This window comes from Pseudomonas fontis (assembly GCF_028656955.1).
Lineage (GTDB): Bacteria > Pseudomonadota > Gammaproteobacteria > Pseudomonadales > Pseudomonadaceae > Aquipseudomonas > Aquipseudomonas fontis.
Window position 1 is genome coordinate 20,562 of the sequence record NZ_JAMDGY010000113.1, and the last position, 17,451, is coordinate 38,012.

Consider the following 17,451-nt stretch of genomic DNA (forward strand, 5'->3'; position numbering starts at 1 on the left):
GCGATGTCAGCATGTGATGCCCGACACCTGTGGGAACCGACCTTGCCGGCGATGAGGCCAACGCAAAGACTACAACACCTGCCCCGCCCTCCAGGCCTCCAGGGCCTGATAAGGCTCACTGGCCCAATAAGCTATCCGCTCGAGCAGCAACGGCGTTGCTTCCAGATGCTTGCCTTGGCTATCCGGTACAAAGCGCTGCGCGGGCGACTTGGCGTGCTGGCTAGTCGCGGACATCGCCAGGGCGACTTCCTCTGCGCTCAACCCGAAGAACCGCGCCAGGGATCCACTCATTACCCCTGGCAATTCGATGTAGTTGACCGCCAGCGCCTCCTCCGCACGACAGTGCTCAAGCCCACCCTTAAGCAACTCACCCAGCCGTCGCGCGATGTCGTCCTCACGCCCATTGAACGGCTGCCCACCCTCAAGCCGAGCCAGCCCCAACATCCCCGGAATCATCTGCATGCCCGCCCGCCGCAAATGCGACACGGCAATTTCCAGCGGATCGCGATACAGGTACATCCACGGCACCTGCGGGAAGTACTCGCGCAACAACGGCCTGTCGAAGATGTTCCAGGCATCGAGCTTGATCACCAGGGCCCGCTCCGTGCCAGCGCGTACCTGCCCATAGGCAGACAACAGCCCCTCGATAGCGGCCCGACGTTCAACCTCCGGCAGATCGATGCGCAGCAGGGTATCGAGTGCCGGCGGCTCGGAAATCACCACATGGCTGTCGAGTTGCGCCAGCATCTGGCTGATCAGCGTCGAACCACAACGCGAGGCGTGATAGACGAAGGCGCTCGGTGCAATCCCCGGGCTCTGGCGCTGCCAATCGCTCAGTGCAGACAAGGGCGTTTCCCGGCGAAACGCCTGATTGAAAGGCAAGCGCAGCGCATCATCGACAGCATCGCGAAAGAACGGCTGCACCAGGCGCTGGGCACCGAACCAGCACCAGTCAACGCGCCACTGCGCGTTTTCCTGCCAGACGCTGATCGGCAACCAGCCGTGTAGATTCAGACTTTCCATTGGTCACTCCAGCGGCTACGGCCACGACGCATGGCGGCGCGCACCTGCTCCTGGCCAAAGTCCAGGCCCTGCGACGCCGCCAGTGCGACAACCCGCTCAATAAAGGTGTGTTGATCAGTCAGGGCCTGCAACTGCGTGCAGGCCTGCTGGTTGCGCTGCAACCACTGCTGAAAATCGGCGAAGGCCCTGGCCTTGCGCCCCTCGCCGCTTGCCGGGGTAGTGGCCTGGCCGTCAGCCACCGCCTTGAGCAAGGCCGGCGTCGGACGGCAATCGAGCACCAGGTGGATACGCGGGCTGGTGTCATGGTTGTCGACGCAGTGCGGCCGGGCAAGGTCAAGGAACCAGCACTCCCCCGCCTTCATCGGTATCCGCCGCCCCTCGAGCATGAAGTCGACCTGTTCCGGGCTGAGCAATGGAATATGCAGGCGCATGTCCGCATCGGGGCCGCCGAGGTCGTAGTCACGGTGCTCATGAATCTGTGCCCCCGCGCCCAGGCGTAGCAAGCGTGCGCTGCGGATATCCAGGCCCAATGCCTGCAAGCCCAATTGCCAACGGGCATCTTCAAGCCAGGGTTGGCGCAGGGTGGCTGGCCCCTGGCCGTGCGTCAGCTCGCCAATTGCATCTTCGGCCGAGATCAGCGCCACCCCGCTCCAGTCACCGTCGAAATAACGCTGATTGAAATGCGCCTGCCACTGGCTGCTCTCGATGGCCGCCAAGGCGGCCAGCAACGGTGCCAGGTCCACTTTCACCATCAACCGGGAACAGACCGGACGCGGCCCCTCCCCGCTGCAAACCCCTTGGGGCTGCTCGATCGACATGCTGCCTGCTCCCTGCTCGGGTGAACGGAATCAGGCCAGTCTAGGCAAGGCCGTTACGCCGTCAAGCGAAATGCCATCATTGCTCAGATGGCGCTGGCCACTTTCCCCGTTGAGGCCTGCAACAAGGTACGTGGCAAGGCGAACCCCTTGAACGGCTGTTGGGTAATCGGGTTCAACGCTTTCTCCGAAGTCAGTTGGTAACGCATCATGCCGTCGCCGGCCTTGAAGCTGAGGTCGACACCCGTTGCCGTACGGCTATTGAGGGTACCTCGGCTCAGCAGGCGGAACATCGACCAGGGGCCACGGAACTCCAGGCTGCTGTTCCCGCTCAGCCGGACCAGGGTCAGGTTGCTGCGTACCGGGCCGGCCAGGGTGTTTGGCCAGATCAGCCCGGTGACCACACTCGGCCCATGGGTGTAGGGGACAAGCTGGCCGTCGAGGTCCAGAACGCTGGTGCGCTGGTTGGCGCTCAACCCCAACGGGGCAATGCTGAACTGCACGCTGAGGTTGCCGCGGTTGTCGAAGAAGGTCTCGCGAATGCGCTCTGCCGCAGCCAACTGGTCGAGCAGGTCGGTGCGCACCAGATAACGGCCACGGCTTTGGGAATAGAGGGCTTCGAGGTTGTCCTTGAGGAACACCTTCAGGTACTGGTCCTGAAACTGCTGCAAGCGCCCGCTCGGGCCGAAGAACGCCTCGAAGTCGTCCAGCGAGGCATCGACCCCTTGCGGGTTGAACGGATAGCGACCCGCCAGGCGTTGCTGATAGAAGCTGAACACCTCCGTGTCCCAGCGTTTCTCCAGCTCACGCAGCGCCTCGATCACCAGTACTTGCGAGGTCTGCTCGGCAATGTGTTGCACATGTTGAGCGACAGGCTCTGGCAAGCCGCTGGCCATGCGTTGCAAGGTGCCAATCGGGTCGGGGCCGGTCATGGCAAAGCGGTTGAGTACCGCGCTCAGCGCCGCCTTGCCGCGATCGGGGCTGTCTTGCACGGTTTTGGCGTAGTCGTATACGGCGGTCAGTGCGCTGAGTGTTTCATCGTAATAACTGGGCTTCTCGCCCTTGCGGTCGAGCAGTTCGAACAACGACGCAAAGGCCCTGCGAATGCCTGTCGCCTGTTGCTGGTTCGACGTTTGGATGGCAACTGCCTCGCTGGCCTTGCCAAGCGGCTCGGGCGCTGGCGGATAGATCAGCGTGTTGTCGCGCACACTCTCCAGCAGCCGGCGCAGGGGCGCCGGCGGCCCGGTCATCTGCTCAAGTACCGACACGCCATGGGCAAGGTCGCGAAAATCCACGACCGCCAGTGCATTCAACGCACGGCGCCAGCTATCGATGTAGTCGGCACTGTAGAGCGTGCGAATGCGCTCGGTGAGCGCCTGCCTGTCAGCGTCGGAATAGTCCAGGTGCGCACGCTCGCCCAGTGCCCACTGATCCACCATGGCGAGGTCGGTGATGTGCTCGCTGTTGGGCTCGAAATACTCCCTGAAACCCTTGGCCGTCAGCAACGGTGCCAGCACCGTGACGGCCTCGGCTGGCGGCTGGTAGACAAGCGCGAACGCCGGCCCGACCTCGCGCCCCAGGTCGACCCCCGCATGCAATTGCTGTCGCGCCTGCTGCTTGAGTACCTGGTAGATACGCTGCTGCAAGGGCACCTTGCGCAGTATCTGCTGAACCTCGGCAATACGCTGACGGTACTGCGGCAAATCGGTGTCAGCATAGGCCAAGGCATATTGAAGGTGGCGCATCAACTGGCGTTGCACCTGGCCCTGTCCTGGATAAGTGGCCTGCCACTGCCGGGCCATCCACGCCTCGACCATTTTCGGCCGGCGATTGTCGCGATCCTCGATCATCCGGTACACCCGCAGCGCCGCCATTTGCGCCTCGCTGCCGTCAGGCGCGGCATTCATGGCATCCACCGCGCCACCTGCCAGCGCCGGCAGGAACCGACGGGAGAGCAGCGCCAGATACGCTTGGTCAACACTCGGCCCGATCGCCCGCCCCTGATACAGCCCCGCGTCGGCGAGCAACGGCCAGGCCGAGCGATAGTCGCCGAACACCGATACCGCATCACGGATCTGCTCCAGCGGCGCCAGCAGGTTGCGCCCGGTCGGGTCGACCCGCTCATCAATGTCACGCCTGCTGAACTCCTGGCTCTTGGCCAGAACGGCAACGGCCTTGTCACGGTTAGCGTCGAAGTAACGTTGCCATGTACCCAGGCCCACCGCCAGGGCCAGTAAGCCGACACCTGAACCAACCCAGAGCAACCGCCGCTTGCCCTGTGCCACCTTGACGTTGTCGCCTGCCAGACCGGCCTCCGGGTAGACCACCCGCTCAAAGACCTGTTGGGCGAAGTACACCAGCGGGTTGCCAAGCGGCTTGGCATCACCAAGCGGCGGGTGCACTTTGTAGGGCTGCGCGGCTGCTCGCACGAACGTATTGTGCGTTTCACCCTGCTGGTACACCGATGAGAAATACACCCCCCGCACCAATGCAGGCGTGGTGAAACGGTCACTGCCGAGCGTCTCGCTGAAGAAGCGCAGGATGATGGCGCGCAACCCGAACAACTGGGCAGGTAGCGAAACCAACAGCTGGCGCTGCTCCGCGCAGGTGATCGAGCCGACGTGATCGAGCACCTCTTCCTGCACGGCTTGCAGCAGGCGGTCATAGTGCTCGGCAAACGCCTCAAGCCAGGCATCGAACGATGTCACGCCATCGAGATTGAAGACACTGCCGATGATCCGCTCGCGCTGCGACAGCGGTAATTGCGCAAACAATTGCTCGAAGCCTTCGAGCAGATCGAACTTGCTCAGCACCACGTACAGCGGCAGACGCGACCCCAGTTGGCTGCTCAGTTCATGCAGGCGAGCCCGCAGCACATGGGCCAAGGCCATGCGTTGCTCTGGCTCGGCGTGCAACAGCGCCGGCAGGTCAACCACCAGCACCACACCATTGAGCGCGCGCCGACTGCGATGGCTCGAAAGCCAAGCCAGCAGATAGTTCCACAGCCTGGCTTGGGTCCCCGCCGGCAGCTCCGGGCGTTCCTTGTGCTGGCCTCGCTGCCCCACCCCCTGGATGGCCCCCTGGCTGATAAACTCCCCGGGCGGGTCGACAATCACGGCGTCATTGCCAATCCACCAGTCCACCGGGTAGGCCAGCCCATCATCTTCACGTCCACGGGCCTGAGCTTTGCTGACACGGGTCAGGGCAAAGCGCTGGTCAGAACGGGTGATGAAACTGGACTTGCCGACGTTTTCAGTGCCCAGTACCAGGTACCACGGCAACTGATAGAGCGCGCCCCGGCCTCCAGCGTTGTCGAGAAAGCGCGCAAGGTTCTGGTTCAGCGCCGCCTCCTGGGCGTGCACATAGGGCAGGCTGGGGTCGGCTTCGATGGCTGCATCCTGGCGCTGCGCTGCCTGCAGGCGACGGTAACGGGAACGCTGCCCCCACACCCAGAACAGCAACGGCAGAAGAAGGGCCAGCAGGCTGGCGAGAATCCGATGAGGCAGGCCCGCCAATGGCTGCTGCCCGCGCCAGTTCCACTGCGGGCCCAACCACCAAATCGCCACCAGCAACAGCAACGCCCCCAGCAGCAACAGCAACGGCATCGCCCGGCCGGCCCTGCTCAGCCCCGGCAGGCCCCAACGCTTGATATGACCCCAGTACTTCTCCATCGCGGACCCTTGCTCCCTGCTCTGCTAATCAATCAACCGTGACGGGTCGCCACACTGTTTGAGCTTGTGATAAACGTCAGGCTCCCACTGCTCGGCAGTGGTCGCCTGCATGGTCCGGGCGACCCCGGCACTCAGGTCGTCGGCCAACCAGGACAAGCCTCGCGAGGCCAGCAACTGGGCGGCAATGAGCGTGGCGTGGCAGCGCTCACGTGGTGAGCGGTACTCCGCCTGCAAGGCCTGCAATTTCAACAGCACCTGCTCGACTCCTTGCTGCTCAAGCTGGGCCACGAGTTCCTCGCGCAGGCCATGAAACCCATGACCCGCGCCGTCGCTGCCACTCACTTGGTCCGTGCCCTTGAGCCAGGCCAGGCATTGCGCATCGACGAACGCGCTGCCATCGCTGAAACACAACTGCTGCAACGCAGGCAGGCGCCGGACAAAGCGTTCAGTTGCCTGACGAATGGCTTCGGCCACTTCGCCCATGGCCAGGCGGCTGGCAATAGCGGAAGCCAGAAAGCTGCCGCGAATCCAGTACGGTGCGGCGGCCACGCTTTTTTCGATGCGCATCAACAATGCCGGCTCGACACTCGTGGCAGACAGCGCCTCCTGATACCCGGCGGCAATGTCGCCGGGTACCGCCATCAGTTCCGTGCGCTGTTCATGACGCGCCGACGGGGCGGCATGGATGTGCGCCCACAACCCGAATCGGCGAAGCTGATAGCCCGTCGGGTCGTACACGTCCTGTTGATTGATGAATTCGGCCATGCTCAGCAGGGCCTTGCGGGTTTCGCGCTCATTGCCGAGCGACAGGCTGCTTCGAGAGGGCAGTAACGCCTTCGTGAGAGACTCGCCACTGGGTGATTGGGCAACACTCAACGGCTCGTGCTCGGGCACCGCCACGGCCCTATCGCCATGACGAACCAGCAGCCGCTCCAGCTCCAGCAGCACCGGCTGGTCCAGTTGCGCACGCTCTGCCTGCTCTAGCAGGCGCGTCATTGCCTGTTTTGCGCGCTCCAGGCAGGCCGGTGAAAAGCTTGCGCGCTCAAGTATGGGCAGTGCATCGCCAAGGCGTTTGAGTAGCCCCGCCACCAATTTGCGTTTGGTCAGGAAACCGGTAGGGCCCGGCTTGGGATGCCCAGTTTCCCAATACTGTTCGACCATACCGGCAAGCAGCTCAAGCGCATCCCGCCATGCTCCCCAATGGCGCCTGCGCAGCCAAGCGGTGGTCAGGTGGCCGACGATGCGCAGCTGCTTGCAGCGGCTGCCCAGGTACTGCTGCGAGGCTTCTTCGATGTACGACCAGTCAATACTGGCTTCATGCAGGCCACCCAGCTTGACCATTTCCTGGTCGATGGCCTGGTAGGTTTCATCCTCGATATCGAACAATCCGGCGGGCATTTGTGGGTCGATGGCCAGCAACAGTGAAGCGGGCCGCTGATCCGGCGCAGTGTTTACCAACGACATGCTTTACGCGCCTGATCGATCATTGGCGCCAGCCCCTGCGCATCGAACACCAGGCCATCCAGCGCCGGATAGTCGCTGCTGACATGGATGCGCTGGGCGGCACGCAACACCTTGATTGCCTCGATGGCCACCAGGCCTCGCCCGGCATCGACCACATGACCGTCCTCCAGTACCTGCCAGGGCCTGCCTGGCAAGGGCTGTTCGCTCGCACTCAGTTGAACCTGCACACGATTGCGCGACACCGGCGCCAGTGTGAGCAGTTGCAGGCGAGAGATGTTCTGCACACAGCTGATGGCCAGGTACGGTTGCGGCGGCGCCCCCATGGCCGGTGCGGAAATCACGATGCGTTGCTGCCCGCCTTCTGAGCGCTCTGCCCCCACGCTGATGCGAAACCCAAGCTCATCTGGCCCCCGCAGGGCTTCATTGGCCATGACCATCGCCTGGCTCGGGGTACTCGGCCCATTGGCCTGCCTGACCCTGGTCGGCGGGACTACCGCTGGCGTTCGCGCAGCCCGGTCAAAACAGGCCAGGCGCTCCATGTTGGAAATGATCAAGGTGCAGTCGGCTGGCGAATTGGCCAGTGCCTGGTTCAGGCCAAGGCATACCGCACAACCGAGAATCCATTCACTCCGACTTGCCATTGCAACTTAACTCCCGTCTCGCCCGCACAGACTAGTACACGCTAGAAATGCACACTTCAAAGTATCCGTCACTCGCACACAATGGCGAAAAGCGGGCATATAAAACTCAACTTGCGAAGAAGCTTATGCCAGCCTTTCAAAAAACAACAAGTAAATATTTACTTACATCTTATTGCTCGACGATGATGCATTTCCCACTGCATCGTTTTTAAAGGCCAGGCAACAAAAGACCAGCCCACAGAAACCTCCTACATAAAACCAGAAACTTCCCACGCAAAATAAACAAACATCAACTAATTAAACATCAGAGCAAGTAGGAAGTTTCCTTGCACTCAAATAAACATCACAGCATGGAGCTCAATAAAACATGGCCAAACCCTCAAGTTCCGTCGCGCCAAAAGAGCGCATCAACATCAAGTATGTACCCGCCACTGGCGATCAGCAGGCAGAGATCGAGCTGCCGCACAAGATGCTGGTGACCGGTGATTTCGGCCTCGCCGAAACACGCACCCTGGAAGATCGTCAGCTCATGCGCCTGGACAAGCACAGCTTCAACAGCGTGCTCAGCGATGCCGAGGTCCGCCTGCAGATGAACGTGCCGTCGATGCTCAGCCCGACCGCCGATGCCGAGATGGCGCTGCACCTGCAATTCAAGTCGATCAATGATTTTGGCCCGGACTCGATTGCCCGGCAGGTCCCCGAACTGAACCAACTGCTGGCGCTGCGCGAGGCGCTGGTCGCGCTCAAAGGCCCGCTGGGCAACGTTCCGGCCTTTCGCAAGCAACTGCAGCAGTTGCTGAGCGACGATCAGGCCCGCCAGCAACTGGCCCAGGAACTCGATCTGGTTCTGGAAGCACCCCAAGCAGATTAAGGCACATGAAGAGCCCGGCCATGCCGGCCATTGCACAGACAACGGAGCGTCACCCATGCCCACCAAGACCACCCCGACAACATCGCCGGAAACGGCCCTGGACAACACCGGCCTGCTCGACCAACTGATGGCTGAAACCATGCTGCAACCGAGCCAGGAAGGTTATCTGGTTGCCAAGCAGGGCGTTGCCGCGTTCATCTCGGAAATACTGAAGAACGATGAGCGCGATCAACTGATCAACAAACACCGCGTCGATCAGATGATCAGTGAACTGGATCGGGCACTGAGTCGCCAGATGGACGTCATTTTGCACCAGCCCGCCTTCCAGGAACTTGAGTCTGCATGGCGCGGTCTGAAACTACTGGTCGACCGCACCGACTTTCGCGAAAACATCAAGCTCGAAGTCTTGCACATCAGCAAGGACGAACTACTGGAAGACTTCGAGAACGCTGGTGACATCACCAACAGCGGCCTTTAAAAACATGTCTACACCGCAGGCTTCGGCCAGTTTGGCGGCGAACCCGTGGCGGCCATGATCGGCAATTATTCATTCACGCCGGCTTCGAATGACATCAAACTTTTGAGTTACATCGCCTCTGTTTCGGCCATGTCTCACGCCCCGTTTATTTCCGCGCCGGGCCCGGAGTTTTTCAACCTCAACAGTTTCGAGGACTTGCCCAATCTCAAGGAGGTCAAGGACATCTTCGAAGGGCCACGCTTTGCCAAATGGCGTTCGCTGCGCAACTCGGAGGACTCCCGACATATCGGCCTGGTACTGCCACGTTTCATGCTGCGCCAGCCTTATGAGCGCAACGAACAGCCGATTGCCAGCTTCAACTACGACGAGAACATCGACGGCAGGCACGACCACTACCTGTGGGGCAATGCCGCGTTCCTGATGGCCAGCTGCATCAACGACAGCTTCGCCCGCTACCGCTGGTGCCCGAACATCATCGGCCCGCAATCCGGCGGTGCGGTCGATGATCTCCCCGTCCACCTGTACGAGTCCCTCGGCCAGTTGCAGGCCAAGATCCCCACTGAAGTGCTGATCTCCGATCGCAAGGAGTTCGAGCTGGCCGAGGAGGGCTTCATCGCCCTGACCATGCGCAAGGACAGCGACAACGCGGCGTTCTTCTCGGCCAACTCGGCACAACGGCCCAAAGTGTTCCCCAAGACGCCCGAAGGCCAGGAGGCGCAAACCAACTACAAGCTCGGCACGCAACTGCCCTACCTGTTCATCGTCAACCGCCTGGCCCACTACATCAAGGTACTGCAGCGAGAGCAGATCGGCAGCTGGAAGGAACGCCAGGACCTCGAAAGCGAGCTCAACCGCTGGATCAAGCAGTACGTGGCCGACCAGGAGAACCCCTCTGCCGATGTACGCAGCCGTCGCCCGCTGCGCGCGGCGCGGGTCGAGGTAGCGGATGTTGCCGGTGATCCGGGCTGGTACCAGGTCTCGCTCGCGGTGCGGCCGCACTTCAAGTACATGGGCGCGAACTTCGAGATCTCCCTGGTCGGGCGGCTCGACACCCAATGAGCAGCCTGCTCGACCGACTGGAACCGCCGGCAGCTGATCGACACCTCATGTCCAGGCAAGACCAGACCGGCCAGACCTTCGCGGCCATCAAGCGTCATCTGGAGCGCCTGCTCAACACTCGTCAGGGCTGCTCGCAAAGCAGCCCTGATCTTGGCCTGCGTGATTTCAATGGTCATGCCCTGAGTAGCGGCGACCTGCTCGCGCAGGTCAGCGCCGACATACGCCGGACCATCCGGCTGTATGAGCCGCGTATCAGGGTCTGCGGGTTGCAGTGCCAGCCTGACGTCGATGCCCCCCTGCAACTGCACTTTCGCCTCGACTGCGAGGTGATGGTGCAGCGCCAGGCGCAGCTGTTGCAGATCGAATTGCTGGTCAACGGCCAGAACCGCTACACCCGAGTGAGGTAAGCGCATGCCATTGAAAGATCGATTTCGCGAGGAACTCAGCTATTTGCGCGAACTGGGCGCCGAGTTCTCCCAGGACAACCCGCAACTGGCGCGGTTTCTGGGGGAGAAAGGCAGCGACCCGGATGTCGAGCGCCTGCTTGAAGGGTTTGCCTTTCTCACCGCAAAGCTGCGCCTCAAGCTGGATGACGACCTGCCCGAGCTTACCCACTCACTGCTGCAGATGCTCTGGCCCAACTACCTGCGCCCGCTTCCGAGCGCAACCATCGTGCAGTTCGCACCGCTGCCAGAATCAATTAGCGAACAGCAAACCATCCCCAAGGGTTCGCGGCTGTTTTCACACCCGGTGGACGGGGTGTCCTGCGAGTACCGGACCTGTACCGAGGTTCAGTTGCATCCGCTGGCAATCAACCAGGTCAGCACCTCGCTCAGCCGGGAACATTCAGTGGTGCGCATCGACCTGGACACCTTGGCGCGCAGGCCACTGGACAGCCTGGGCTGCGACCAGCTTGCGTTTCACCTGAGCGGCGACGACAGCTGCGCGCAGACCCTCTATCTGTGGTTGTCGCATTACCTCAAGGAGGTGCGGGTGATCATCGCGGGCGAAGTCACCTGCCTGCCTGCCAACGTACTGAGCTTCCCCGGTTTCAGCCCTGATGAAGCGCTGTTGCCGTATCCGCGCAACGTGTTTGATGGCTACCGGATCCTCCAGGAATACTTCGTTTTCCCGCAGCGCTTCTACTTCTTCAACCTGACGCAGTTGAGCCGCGCCTGGCCCGCTCGGGATTGCCCAGAGGTCGGTGTGGAGTTCCACTTTACCCGTCCCCTGCCCAGCACATTGCGCATCACGAAAAGTGATTTCAGCCTGTTCTGCGCACCCGCAGTCAACCTGTTCGAGCACAGTGCCGAGCCGATCGACCTCACCGGCCAGGTAGACGAGGTACGCCTGTCGCCCAGCAGCCAGCGCCCTGATGCCTACGAAATATTCAGTGTCGAGCAGGCCGCCAGCTGGCGCCTGGCCGCCGATGGCAGCCGGGGTGAGCAGTTGCGGGTGTTTCAACCGTTCGAGTCGTTCGCCCACGAGATCGAGACTGCGCAAGGTCGCACCGCCCTGTACTACCGCTGCAAGGTAGAGGAGTCCCTGCGTCTCGATGGCCTGGAACACCGCATCGCCTTTGTCCGGGGTGACGAGACGGCCTACATCGGCGGCCTGGAGACCGTGTCGGTGGACCTGATCTGTACCAACCGCGACCTGCCACGGTCATTGGGCATCGGCGACCTTTGCGTCACCACGCAAGCGACGCCACCCCTGGCGACCTACCACAACCTCAGTCGCCCAACCCGCCCTTACCGGCCGGTGCTGGATGGCCAGTTGCAATGGACGCTGATCTCCAACCTGTCACTCAACTACCTGTCACTGCTCTCGGCAGAACCGCTGAAGTCAGTGATTGCTGCCTATGACTTCGCCGCCCTGCATGACATTCAACAGGCCAGGGCCACGCGCAAGCGCCTCAACGGCATCACCGAGGCCAGCACCGCGCCACTGGACTGGATGGTCGAAGGCCTGCCCGTACGCGGGCTGCACACCCGCCTGCAACTCGATCAGGGCGCCTTTCTGTGCGAGGGCGACCTGTACCTGTTCGGCACCGTGCTTTCGCAGTTCTTCGCCCTGTACGCCAGCATCAATTCCTTCCATCAGTTGGAAGTGATCAATACCACCAACAACGAGCACTACACATGGCCTTTGCTGACCGGCAGACAACCCTTGATCTAGCAGACACGCTGCTCGCCGAGGCCCACCAGCACAATTTCTTCACCCTGCTGGAGCGCTTGCATGGCCTGCACGGCGACAACCTGGAAGCGCATCGCCCGCAGGCCCAGACACGTCAGCGCCTGCGCTTGCGCAGCGATGCGCGCCTGACGTTTCCGGCGGCCGATGTGCTCAAGGCCGAACGCACCAGCGCTGTCGGCAATGCCACGCAGTACAACGTCTGCGCGACTTTTTTCGGCTTGCACGGCACCGACTCGCCACTGCCGGACTACTACCTGGACCGGATGGCCTACGAGCAGGCGCAAGGGCATGGAATTCGCCCGGCGTTCCTGGACTTTTTCAATCATTACCTGCTCAGCCTGCTGCACCGGATCTGGCGCAAGTACCGCTACTACATCCGTTTCCAGGCCCAAGGCCGCGATCACTTTTCGCACTATGTGTTCGCCTTGGTCGGCTTGAACGATGAACAACTGCGGGGCAATACCGCATTGCCGTGGGGGCGCCTGCTGAGCTTTGCCGGGGTGATCGCCAGCCGCAGCCGGGCCCCGGGCACGGTAGCGGGAATCATTGCCCACTGCTTCGACCTTGCCCAGGTACGGATCCGCGAGTTCCAGCCGCGCTCGCTGACCCTCGACCCTCGGCAAAGGGTGAGCCTGGGCACGCGCAACGGCTGCCTGGCGAGCAACTTCATTGTCGGTTCACGGGTGCGTACCCGCAGCAGCAAGTTCGCCATTGTCATTGCCGAGCTGGATCAAGGGCGATTACGTGACTTTCTACCTAGCGGAAAAAGCTTCGACCAACTACGCGCGCTGATCGATTTTCTGTTGCGCGATGGGCTGGCCTACGACCTGGAGCTGATCCTGAAACAGGACGAAGTGCCGCCCTTCTGCCTCGATCGCGCCAAGGGCGCCCACCTGGGCTGGACCAGCTTCATCGACACGACGCGCGCGCAACGCGACGCGGCTGTCTGCATCAAGGTGCGCTCATGAACAGGTTGGCACTGACGGTATGCAACCCCGAGCAGCTTCAGCACGGCATGGATGGCTCTCACCAATTTGACCGACGCGGCGGCACGATCGGTAGCCAGCATACCGGCTGGCTTTTGCAAGACCGCGACCTGCGCGTGCAGGCGCTGCACTGCCAGATTCACTGGGCCGAAGGCAGCTTTTGCGTCATTGACCGCTGCACCCGGACCTACCTCAACGGCCACCAGCTGAGCCTCGATGCAGCCACACCTGTGCGCCTGAAAGACGGTGATGTGCTAAGCGTCGGCGCCTACCGCTTACAGGCACACCTGCTGCTCGACGATGGCAAGCCGCACTTCAGCCGGCGGTCGCTGGTAGAGCTGCTGCACCCTCACGATGGCGTGCTCGATGCCCTGCTCGCCGAGCTGCCCGCTGAAGCGCTGCCGGCTCCAGACGGACACGTGTCGCACCCGTCGTTCGAACTTGATCAGTTGCTGGCTGGCGAGGAAAGCCGGGATCCCCTGACGGCACTCGACGCCCTGGCAAGCCCCCAGCAAGTCGACGATCACTGGGTATTTTCCACCATTCTTCCGGAGCACTCATGAGCCCGCACCTGTACTGGTTCCTCCTGCCGCTGCTGGTAACGCTGGGCGGCTGCACAACGCTCGGCAAAATGAATCAGGTGCTGATGAACCCCTCGATTACCGTAGGTGAACCCAGCGACCAACCGACACAAATCGCCCTGAGCCTTTCTGCCAGTTCGCTGCTCAATGGCAATCCCAGCAGCGTGGTTGCACCGCTCTCAGTCAACCCGCTCGATACCCTGCCCACGCCTTACGCAGTGAGTATCAGCGCTACCGACCCGCACGCCTTGACCGGCAAGCTGCAAGCACTGCTGGGGTACCTGCAAGCCGAGTTCCCCGCCATGTCGCCGGTGCCGGCCGAGCCATCAGAAATCGTCGCGCAATCGCCCATCCCCCCAGGTGATCTCGGCGAGTACGAGGACGCTGGCGTGCAGCTCAGCCTGCCGGCGCCCACGCAAGCACCCAACGCTCAACTGGCCACGCCCATCGCGGTGAAAATCCTGCAATTGCGCGACGACTCGCTGTTGCTCAATGCCACTTTTGCCGCCCTCGAGCAGGCCCCGGACAAAGCCCTGCGCAGCACGTACGTGCGCGATGACGACTACCTGCTGACGCCAGGGCAATTCAAGTTCATTCCGTTCGAGGCCATCGATCCGAGCACTCGCTTCATAGCCGTGATTGCCGACTTCCACGACCAGCAGGATGCCATCTGGAAGCAATCACTGCGCATCGAGCCACGAGGCCGCAAGGTTGCCCTGGCCGTTCAGGTCGAAGAGAAACAGGTCCTGCTGAAGGAGGAAAGCTGATGCGTGACCAGCCTCTTTCACCCTCCCCCCATCGCCACCCGGACGTGCGCCCATGAGCTCTCGAAACCCTGTCATCTGGCGCGAAGGTTTGTTCGTCAAACCGCAGCACTTCCAACAACTGACCCGCGCCACTGAAGCGGCCATGCATCAGCGTTTCATCAGCCTGACCCCGTCGTTCTACGGGTTCAGTGATCTGGTACTGAACCAGGAATACCTGAGCTTCGGCAAGATCGCCGTCACCCATGCGCGCGGCATCCTGCCCGATGGCAGCGTCTTCGATATCCCTGGTGATCTGCCCCCACCACCGCCACTGGAAATCGACGCGCACGCGCTGACCCATCGCGAGGTCTACCTGTGCCTGCCCCTGCGCACCGAGGGCGGGCTGGAAGTGCGTTGGCAAGGCAGCACCAGCAACAGCCGCTACATCGCCCAGGCCCACGAGCTCAAGGACACCCATACCGACGATGGCGACCAGGTCCAGGTAGAGCTTGCCATGCCCAACCTGCAGCTTCGCCTCGACGGTGATGACCGCAGCGCCTACACCCGGCTGGCCCTGGGGCGCATCCTCGACAAGCGTCCCGATGGCAGCCTGCTGATGGACGAAAACTTCTACCCCACCAGCGTTTCAATCCAGGCTATACCGGCACTCAAGCGCTTTCTCGACGAGATCAGCGGCATGCTGCGCGAGCGTGCTCGCAATCTCGCAGCGCGCATCGGCTCGCCCGGTCAGTCAGGGGTCGCCGACGTCACCGACTTCAACCTGCTGCAAGCGCTGAACCGCTGGTTCCCCTACTTCCAGCACCTGGCGCGCCAACCCCATACCCACCCGGAGCAGTTGTACATCGTCTTGAGCCAGGCCTGCGGCGAACTGGTGACCTTCACCGACGAAGGACGTTTACCCCAGGAGTACCCGGCCTACCAGCACAGCGAGCTGCGCACCTCGTTCCGGCCGTTGCAAGAAACGCTGCGCCGGGCACTGAGCACCGTGCTGCAGCCACGGGCGATCTCCCTGCCGATTGTCGAGCAGCAGTACGGCGTGCTCAGCGCCACCCTCGAAGACAGCCGCCTGCTGGACAGCGCCGAGTTCGTGCTGGCAGTGCGCGCAAGCCTGCCGGCTGAAAGCCTGCGCCAGCAGTTCCTGCAAAAAGCCAAAGTCACCGCGCTGGAATCGCTGACTGACCTGGTGCAACTGCAACTCCCCGGCATCCCGCTGGTGCCGTTGCCGGTTGCACCGCGCGACCTGCCCTTCCACGCCGGCTTCAGCTATTTCGAGCTGGACCGACGCAGCCCGGCCTGGCAGGCGCTGAAGGAGAGTGGCGGCTTCGGTTTCCACATCGCCGGGGACTTCCCCGAGCTCGAGTTGCAATTCTGGGCCATCAGGAGCGAATGAAATGAGCGCGACCCCAAACACAGACAGCCCCAAGCCGACCAGCGAGGAGAGCGTGGTACTGGAGCAAACGGCCGGGGATGAGCAGACGGCCAAACCGCCCCCGTACGAAGGGTATGCCGCCGACCCTGATTTCAACTTGCGTGGCGGCTTCGTCAACCCGCTGGTCGATGCGGCCATGCCGCTGTTCGGCCTGGCGATGCGCCTGCGCAAGCTCGATGCCCCTGAAGACATCGCGGCCCTCTACCACGCGGTGCACAAGCAGGTCGGCAACGTCGTCGAAGAGGCCCGCCAGCGCGGGTACGAGCCCGCCCATCACCTGGCCTATTCCTACGCCTTGTGCCTGTACCTGGATGAAACCGCGCTGGCCACCGCCTGGGGCCAAAGCTCCATCTGGAGCCAGAAGCCGCTGCTCAGCGAGTACCACCATGAGACCTGGGGCGGGGAGAAATTCTTCACGCTGCTGTCGCGCATGATGATGGAGCCGGCGCGCTACCAGCAGGTCCTGGAGTTCATGTACCTGTGCCTGTGCATGGGCCTGCGCGGCAAGTACGGCATCCAGCCCAAGGGCGATGAAGCGCTGCAGGCAATCATCGTCAAGTTGCAGCGGATGATCCGGGAGTTGCGCGGCCCGAAACCGGACATGTTCTGCGACACGCTGAACAATGTTGCCCCGCGTGACTACCGCCTCAGCCGGCAATGGCCCTGGTGGAGCCCGCTGCTCATCGCCGCGATTGCGCTGGCCTCGATCTACGGCATCTACGCCTACCGCTTGCATCTGATCACCGCAGAAGTACTGCAGTCGCTGGACGGCATTCTGCGCTTGTAGAGCGCTCACGGCACAACGAGGTGCGGGCCCGGCCTACTGCCGGGCATGCCCTCTTTCCACCGCCATCAATCGATGGCCACGCCCGCAGGCAGTGGGCGTGTTTTCGCGTCAATGCAGGAGTCAATCATGCCAACACCCGCCTATATCTCGATCAACGGCGTCACCCAAGGTGCCATTACCAGTGGTGCTTCCACGTCTGATTCGGTTGGGAACGTGTTTGTCGAGGGTCACGAGGACGAAATCCTGATTCAGGAGGTCCTGCACCAGGTCACGGTGCCGACCGACCCGCAAAGTGGTCAGCCTTCAGGGCCGCGTGTACACAAGCCGTTCATTTTCACCAGCGCCATGAACAAGGCAACACCCTTGATGTACCAGGCGTTGGCTGCCGGGGAGATGCTCGACAGTGTGATGGTGCGCTGGTTCCGCACCTCCACCGAAGGCAAGCAGGAGCATTTCTTCAGCACGGCGTTTGAAGACGCCACCATCGTCGACATCGAGACCGTGCTGCCCCATGCGCAGGTTGCCAGCAACAAGGACTTCACCCAGCTGGTCAAGGTCAGCCTGGCCTACCGAAAAATCACCTGGACCCACGAAGCCTCCGGCACCGAAGGCTCGGATGACTGGCGCAAGCCCATCGAGGCCTGACCTGGTGATCGTCAGCCCGTTGGGCTGACGACGTCCTT

General features: G+C 62.1%; 14 protein-coding genes and 1 pseudogene. 10 read left to right on the top strand and 5 right to left on the bottom strand.

All coding sequences use genetic code 11. The annotated features are described in order from the left end of the window. Positions 1 to 69: 69 nt before the first annotated feature. The 5 genes from M5G11_RS25525 to vasI all read right to left on the bottom strand — a co-directional run bounded on the left by M5G11_RS25525 (position 70) and on the right by vasI (position 7,614). A complete protein-coding gene (locus M5G11_RS25525; RefSeq protein WP_273909283.1) occupies positions 70 to 1,023 on the bottom strand; it encodes a sulfotransferase family protein in 954 nt (317 codons plus the stop codon). After that, positions 1,011 to 1,841, bottom strand: a complete 831-nt coding sequence (locus M5G11_RS25530; RefSeq protein WP_273909282.1) for an aspartyl/asparaginyl beta-hydroxylase domain-containing protein — start codon at positions 1,839 to 1,841, stop codon at positions 1,011 to 1,013. Before M5G11_RS25530 ends, M5G11_RS25525 begins: the two co-directional genes overlap by 13 nt. A gap of 83 nt (positions 1,842 to 1,924) precedes the next feature. After that, entirely contained in the window at positions 1,925 to 5,509 is a 3,585-nt protein-coding gene (gene tssM / locus M5G11_RS25535; protein ID WP_273909281.1) for a type VI secretion system membrane subunit TssM, read from the bottom strand. Between the two features lie 24 nt (positions 5,510 to 5,533). Next, positions 5,534 to 6,973, bottom strand: coding sequence for a type VI secretion system protein TssA (gene tssA / locus M5G11_RS25540; protein WP_273909280.1), 1,440 nt, complete (start codon positions 6,971 to 6,973; stop codon positions 5,534 to 5,536). After that, a complete protein-coding gene (gene vasI, locus M5G11_RS25545; protein WP_273909279.1) occupies positions 6,961 to 7,614 on the bottom strand; it encodes a type VI secretion system-associated protein VasI in 654 nt (217 codons plus the stop codon). The genes tssA and vasI overlap by 13 nt, the downstream gene beginning before the upstream one ends. A gap of 367 nt (positions 7,615 to 7,981) precedes the next feature. Here vasI and tssB point away from each other — a divergent pair, with 367 nt between their 5' ends. The 10 genes and pseudogenes from tssB (at position 7,982) to M5G11_RS25595 (ending at position 17,413) form a co-directional block, all read left to right on the top strand. Continuing rightward, positions 7,982 to 8,485: a type VI secretion system contractile sheath small subunit gene (gene tssB / locus M5G11_RS25550; protein WP_273909278.1), complete on the top strand. Its 504-nt coding sequence runs from the start codon at positions 7,982 to 7,984 to the stop codon at positions 8,483 to 8,485. A 55-nt stretch (positions 8,486 to 8,540) separates the two neighbouring features. Beyond that, positions 8,541 to 10,022: pseudogene (gene tssC / locus M5G11_RS25555) on the top strand (type VI secretion system contractile sheath large subunit). Beyond that, positions 10,019 to 10,429 (top strand): type VI secretion system baseplate subunit TssE, encoded by a 411-nt coding sequence (gene tssE / locus M5G11_RS25560; protein WP_273909277.1) that lies wholly within the window; start codon positions 10,019 to 10,021, stop codon positions 10,427 to 10,429. Before tssC ends, tssE begins: the two are co-directional and overlap by 4 nt. Positions 10,430 to 10,433: 4 nt before the next feature. Then, the gene (gene tssF, locus M5G11_RS25565) at positions 10,434 to 12,200 is read left to right on the top strand and encodes a type VI secretion system baseplate subunit TssF (RefSeq protein ID WP_273909276.1); all 1,767 of its coding nucleotides are present in this window, start codon (positions 10,434 to 10,436) and stop codon (positions 12,198 to 12,200) included. Continuing rightward, a complete protein-coding gene (gene tssG / locus M5G11_RS25570) occupies positions 12,164 to 13,186 on the top strand; it encodes a type VI secretion system baseplate subunit TssG (protein WP_273909275.1) in 1,023 nt (340 codons plus the stop codon). Before tssF ends, tssG begins: the two co-directional genes overlap by 37 nt. Continuing rightward, entirely contained in the window at positions 13,183 to 13,767 is a 585-nt protein-coding gene (locus M5G11_RS25575; RefSeq protein ID WP_273909274.1) for an FHA domain-containing protein, read from the top strand. Before tssG ends, M5G11_RS25575 begins: the two co-directional genes overlap by 4 nt. Then, positions 13,764 to 14,552, top strand: a complete 789-nt coding sequence (tssJ, locus tag M5G11_RS25580; protein ID WP_273909273.1) for a type VI secretion system lipoprotein TssJ — start codon at positions 13,764 to 13,766, stop codon at positions 14,550 to 14,552. Before M5G11_RS25575 ends, tssJ begins: the two co-directional genes overlap by 4 nt. A gap of 52 nt (positions 14,553 to 14,604) precedes the next feature. Then, positions 14,605 to 15,942, top strand: coding sequence for a type VI secretion system baseplate subunit TssK (tssK, locus tag M5G11_RS25585; RefSeq protein WP_273909272.1), 1,338 nt, complete (start codon positions 14,605 to 14,607; stop codon positions 15,940 to 15,942). Between the two features lies 1 nt (position 15,943). Beyond that, positions 15,944 to 16,768: a type IVB secretion system protein IcmH/DotU gene (gene icmH, locus M5G11_RS25590; RefSeq protein WP_273909271.1), complete on the top strand. Its 825-nt coding sequence runs from the start codon at positions 15,944 to 15,946 to the stop codon at positions 16,766 to 16,768. A gap of 126 nt (positions 16,769 to 16,894) precedes the next feature. After that, entirely contained in the window at positions 16,895 to 17,413 is a 519-nt protein-coding gene (locus tag M5G11_RS25595; protein ID WP_273909270.1) for an Hcp family type VI secretion system effector, read from the top strand. The last annotated feature ends 38 nt before the right edge of the window (positions 17,414 to 17,451 follow it).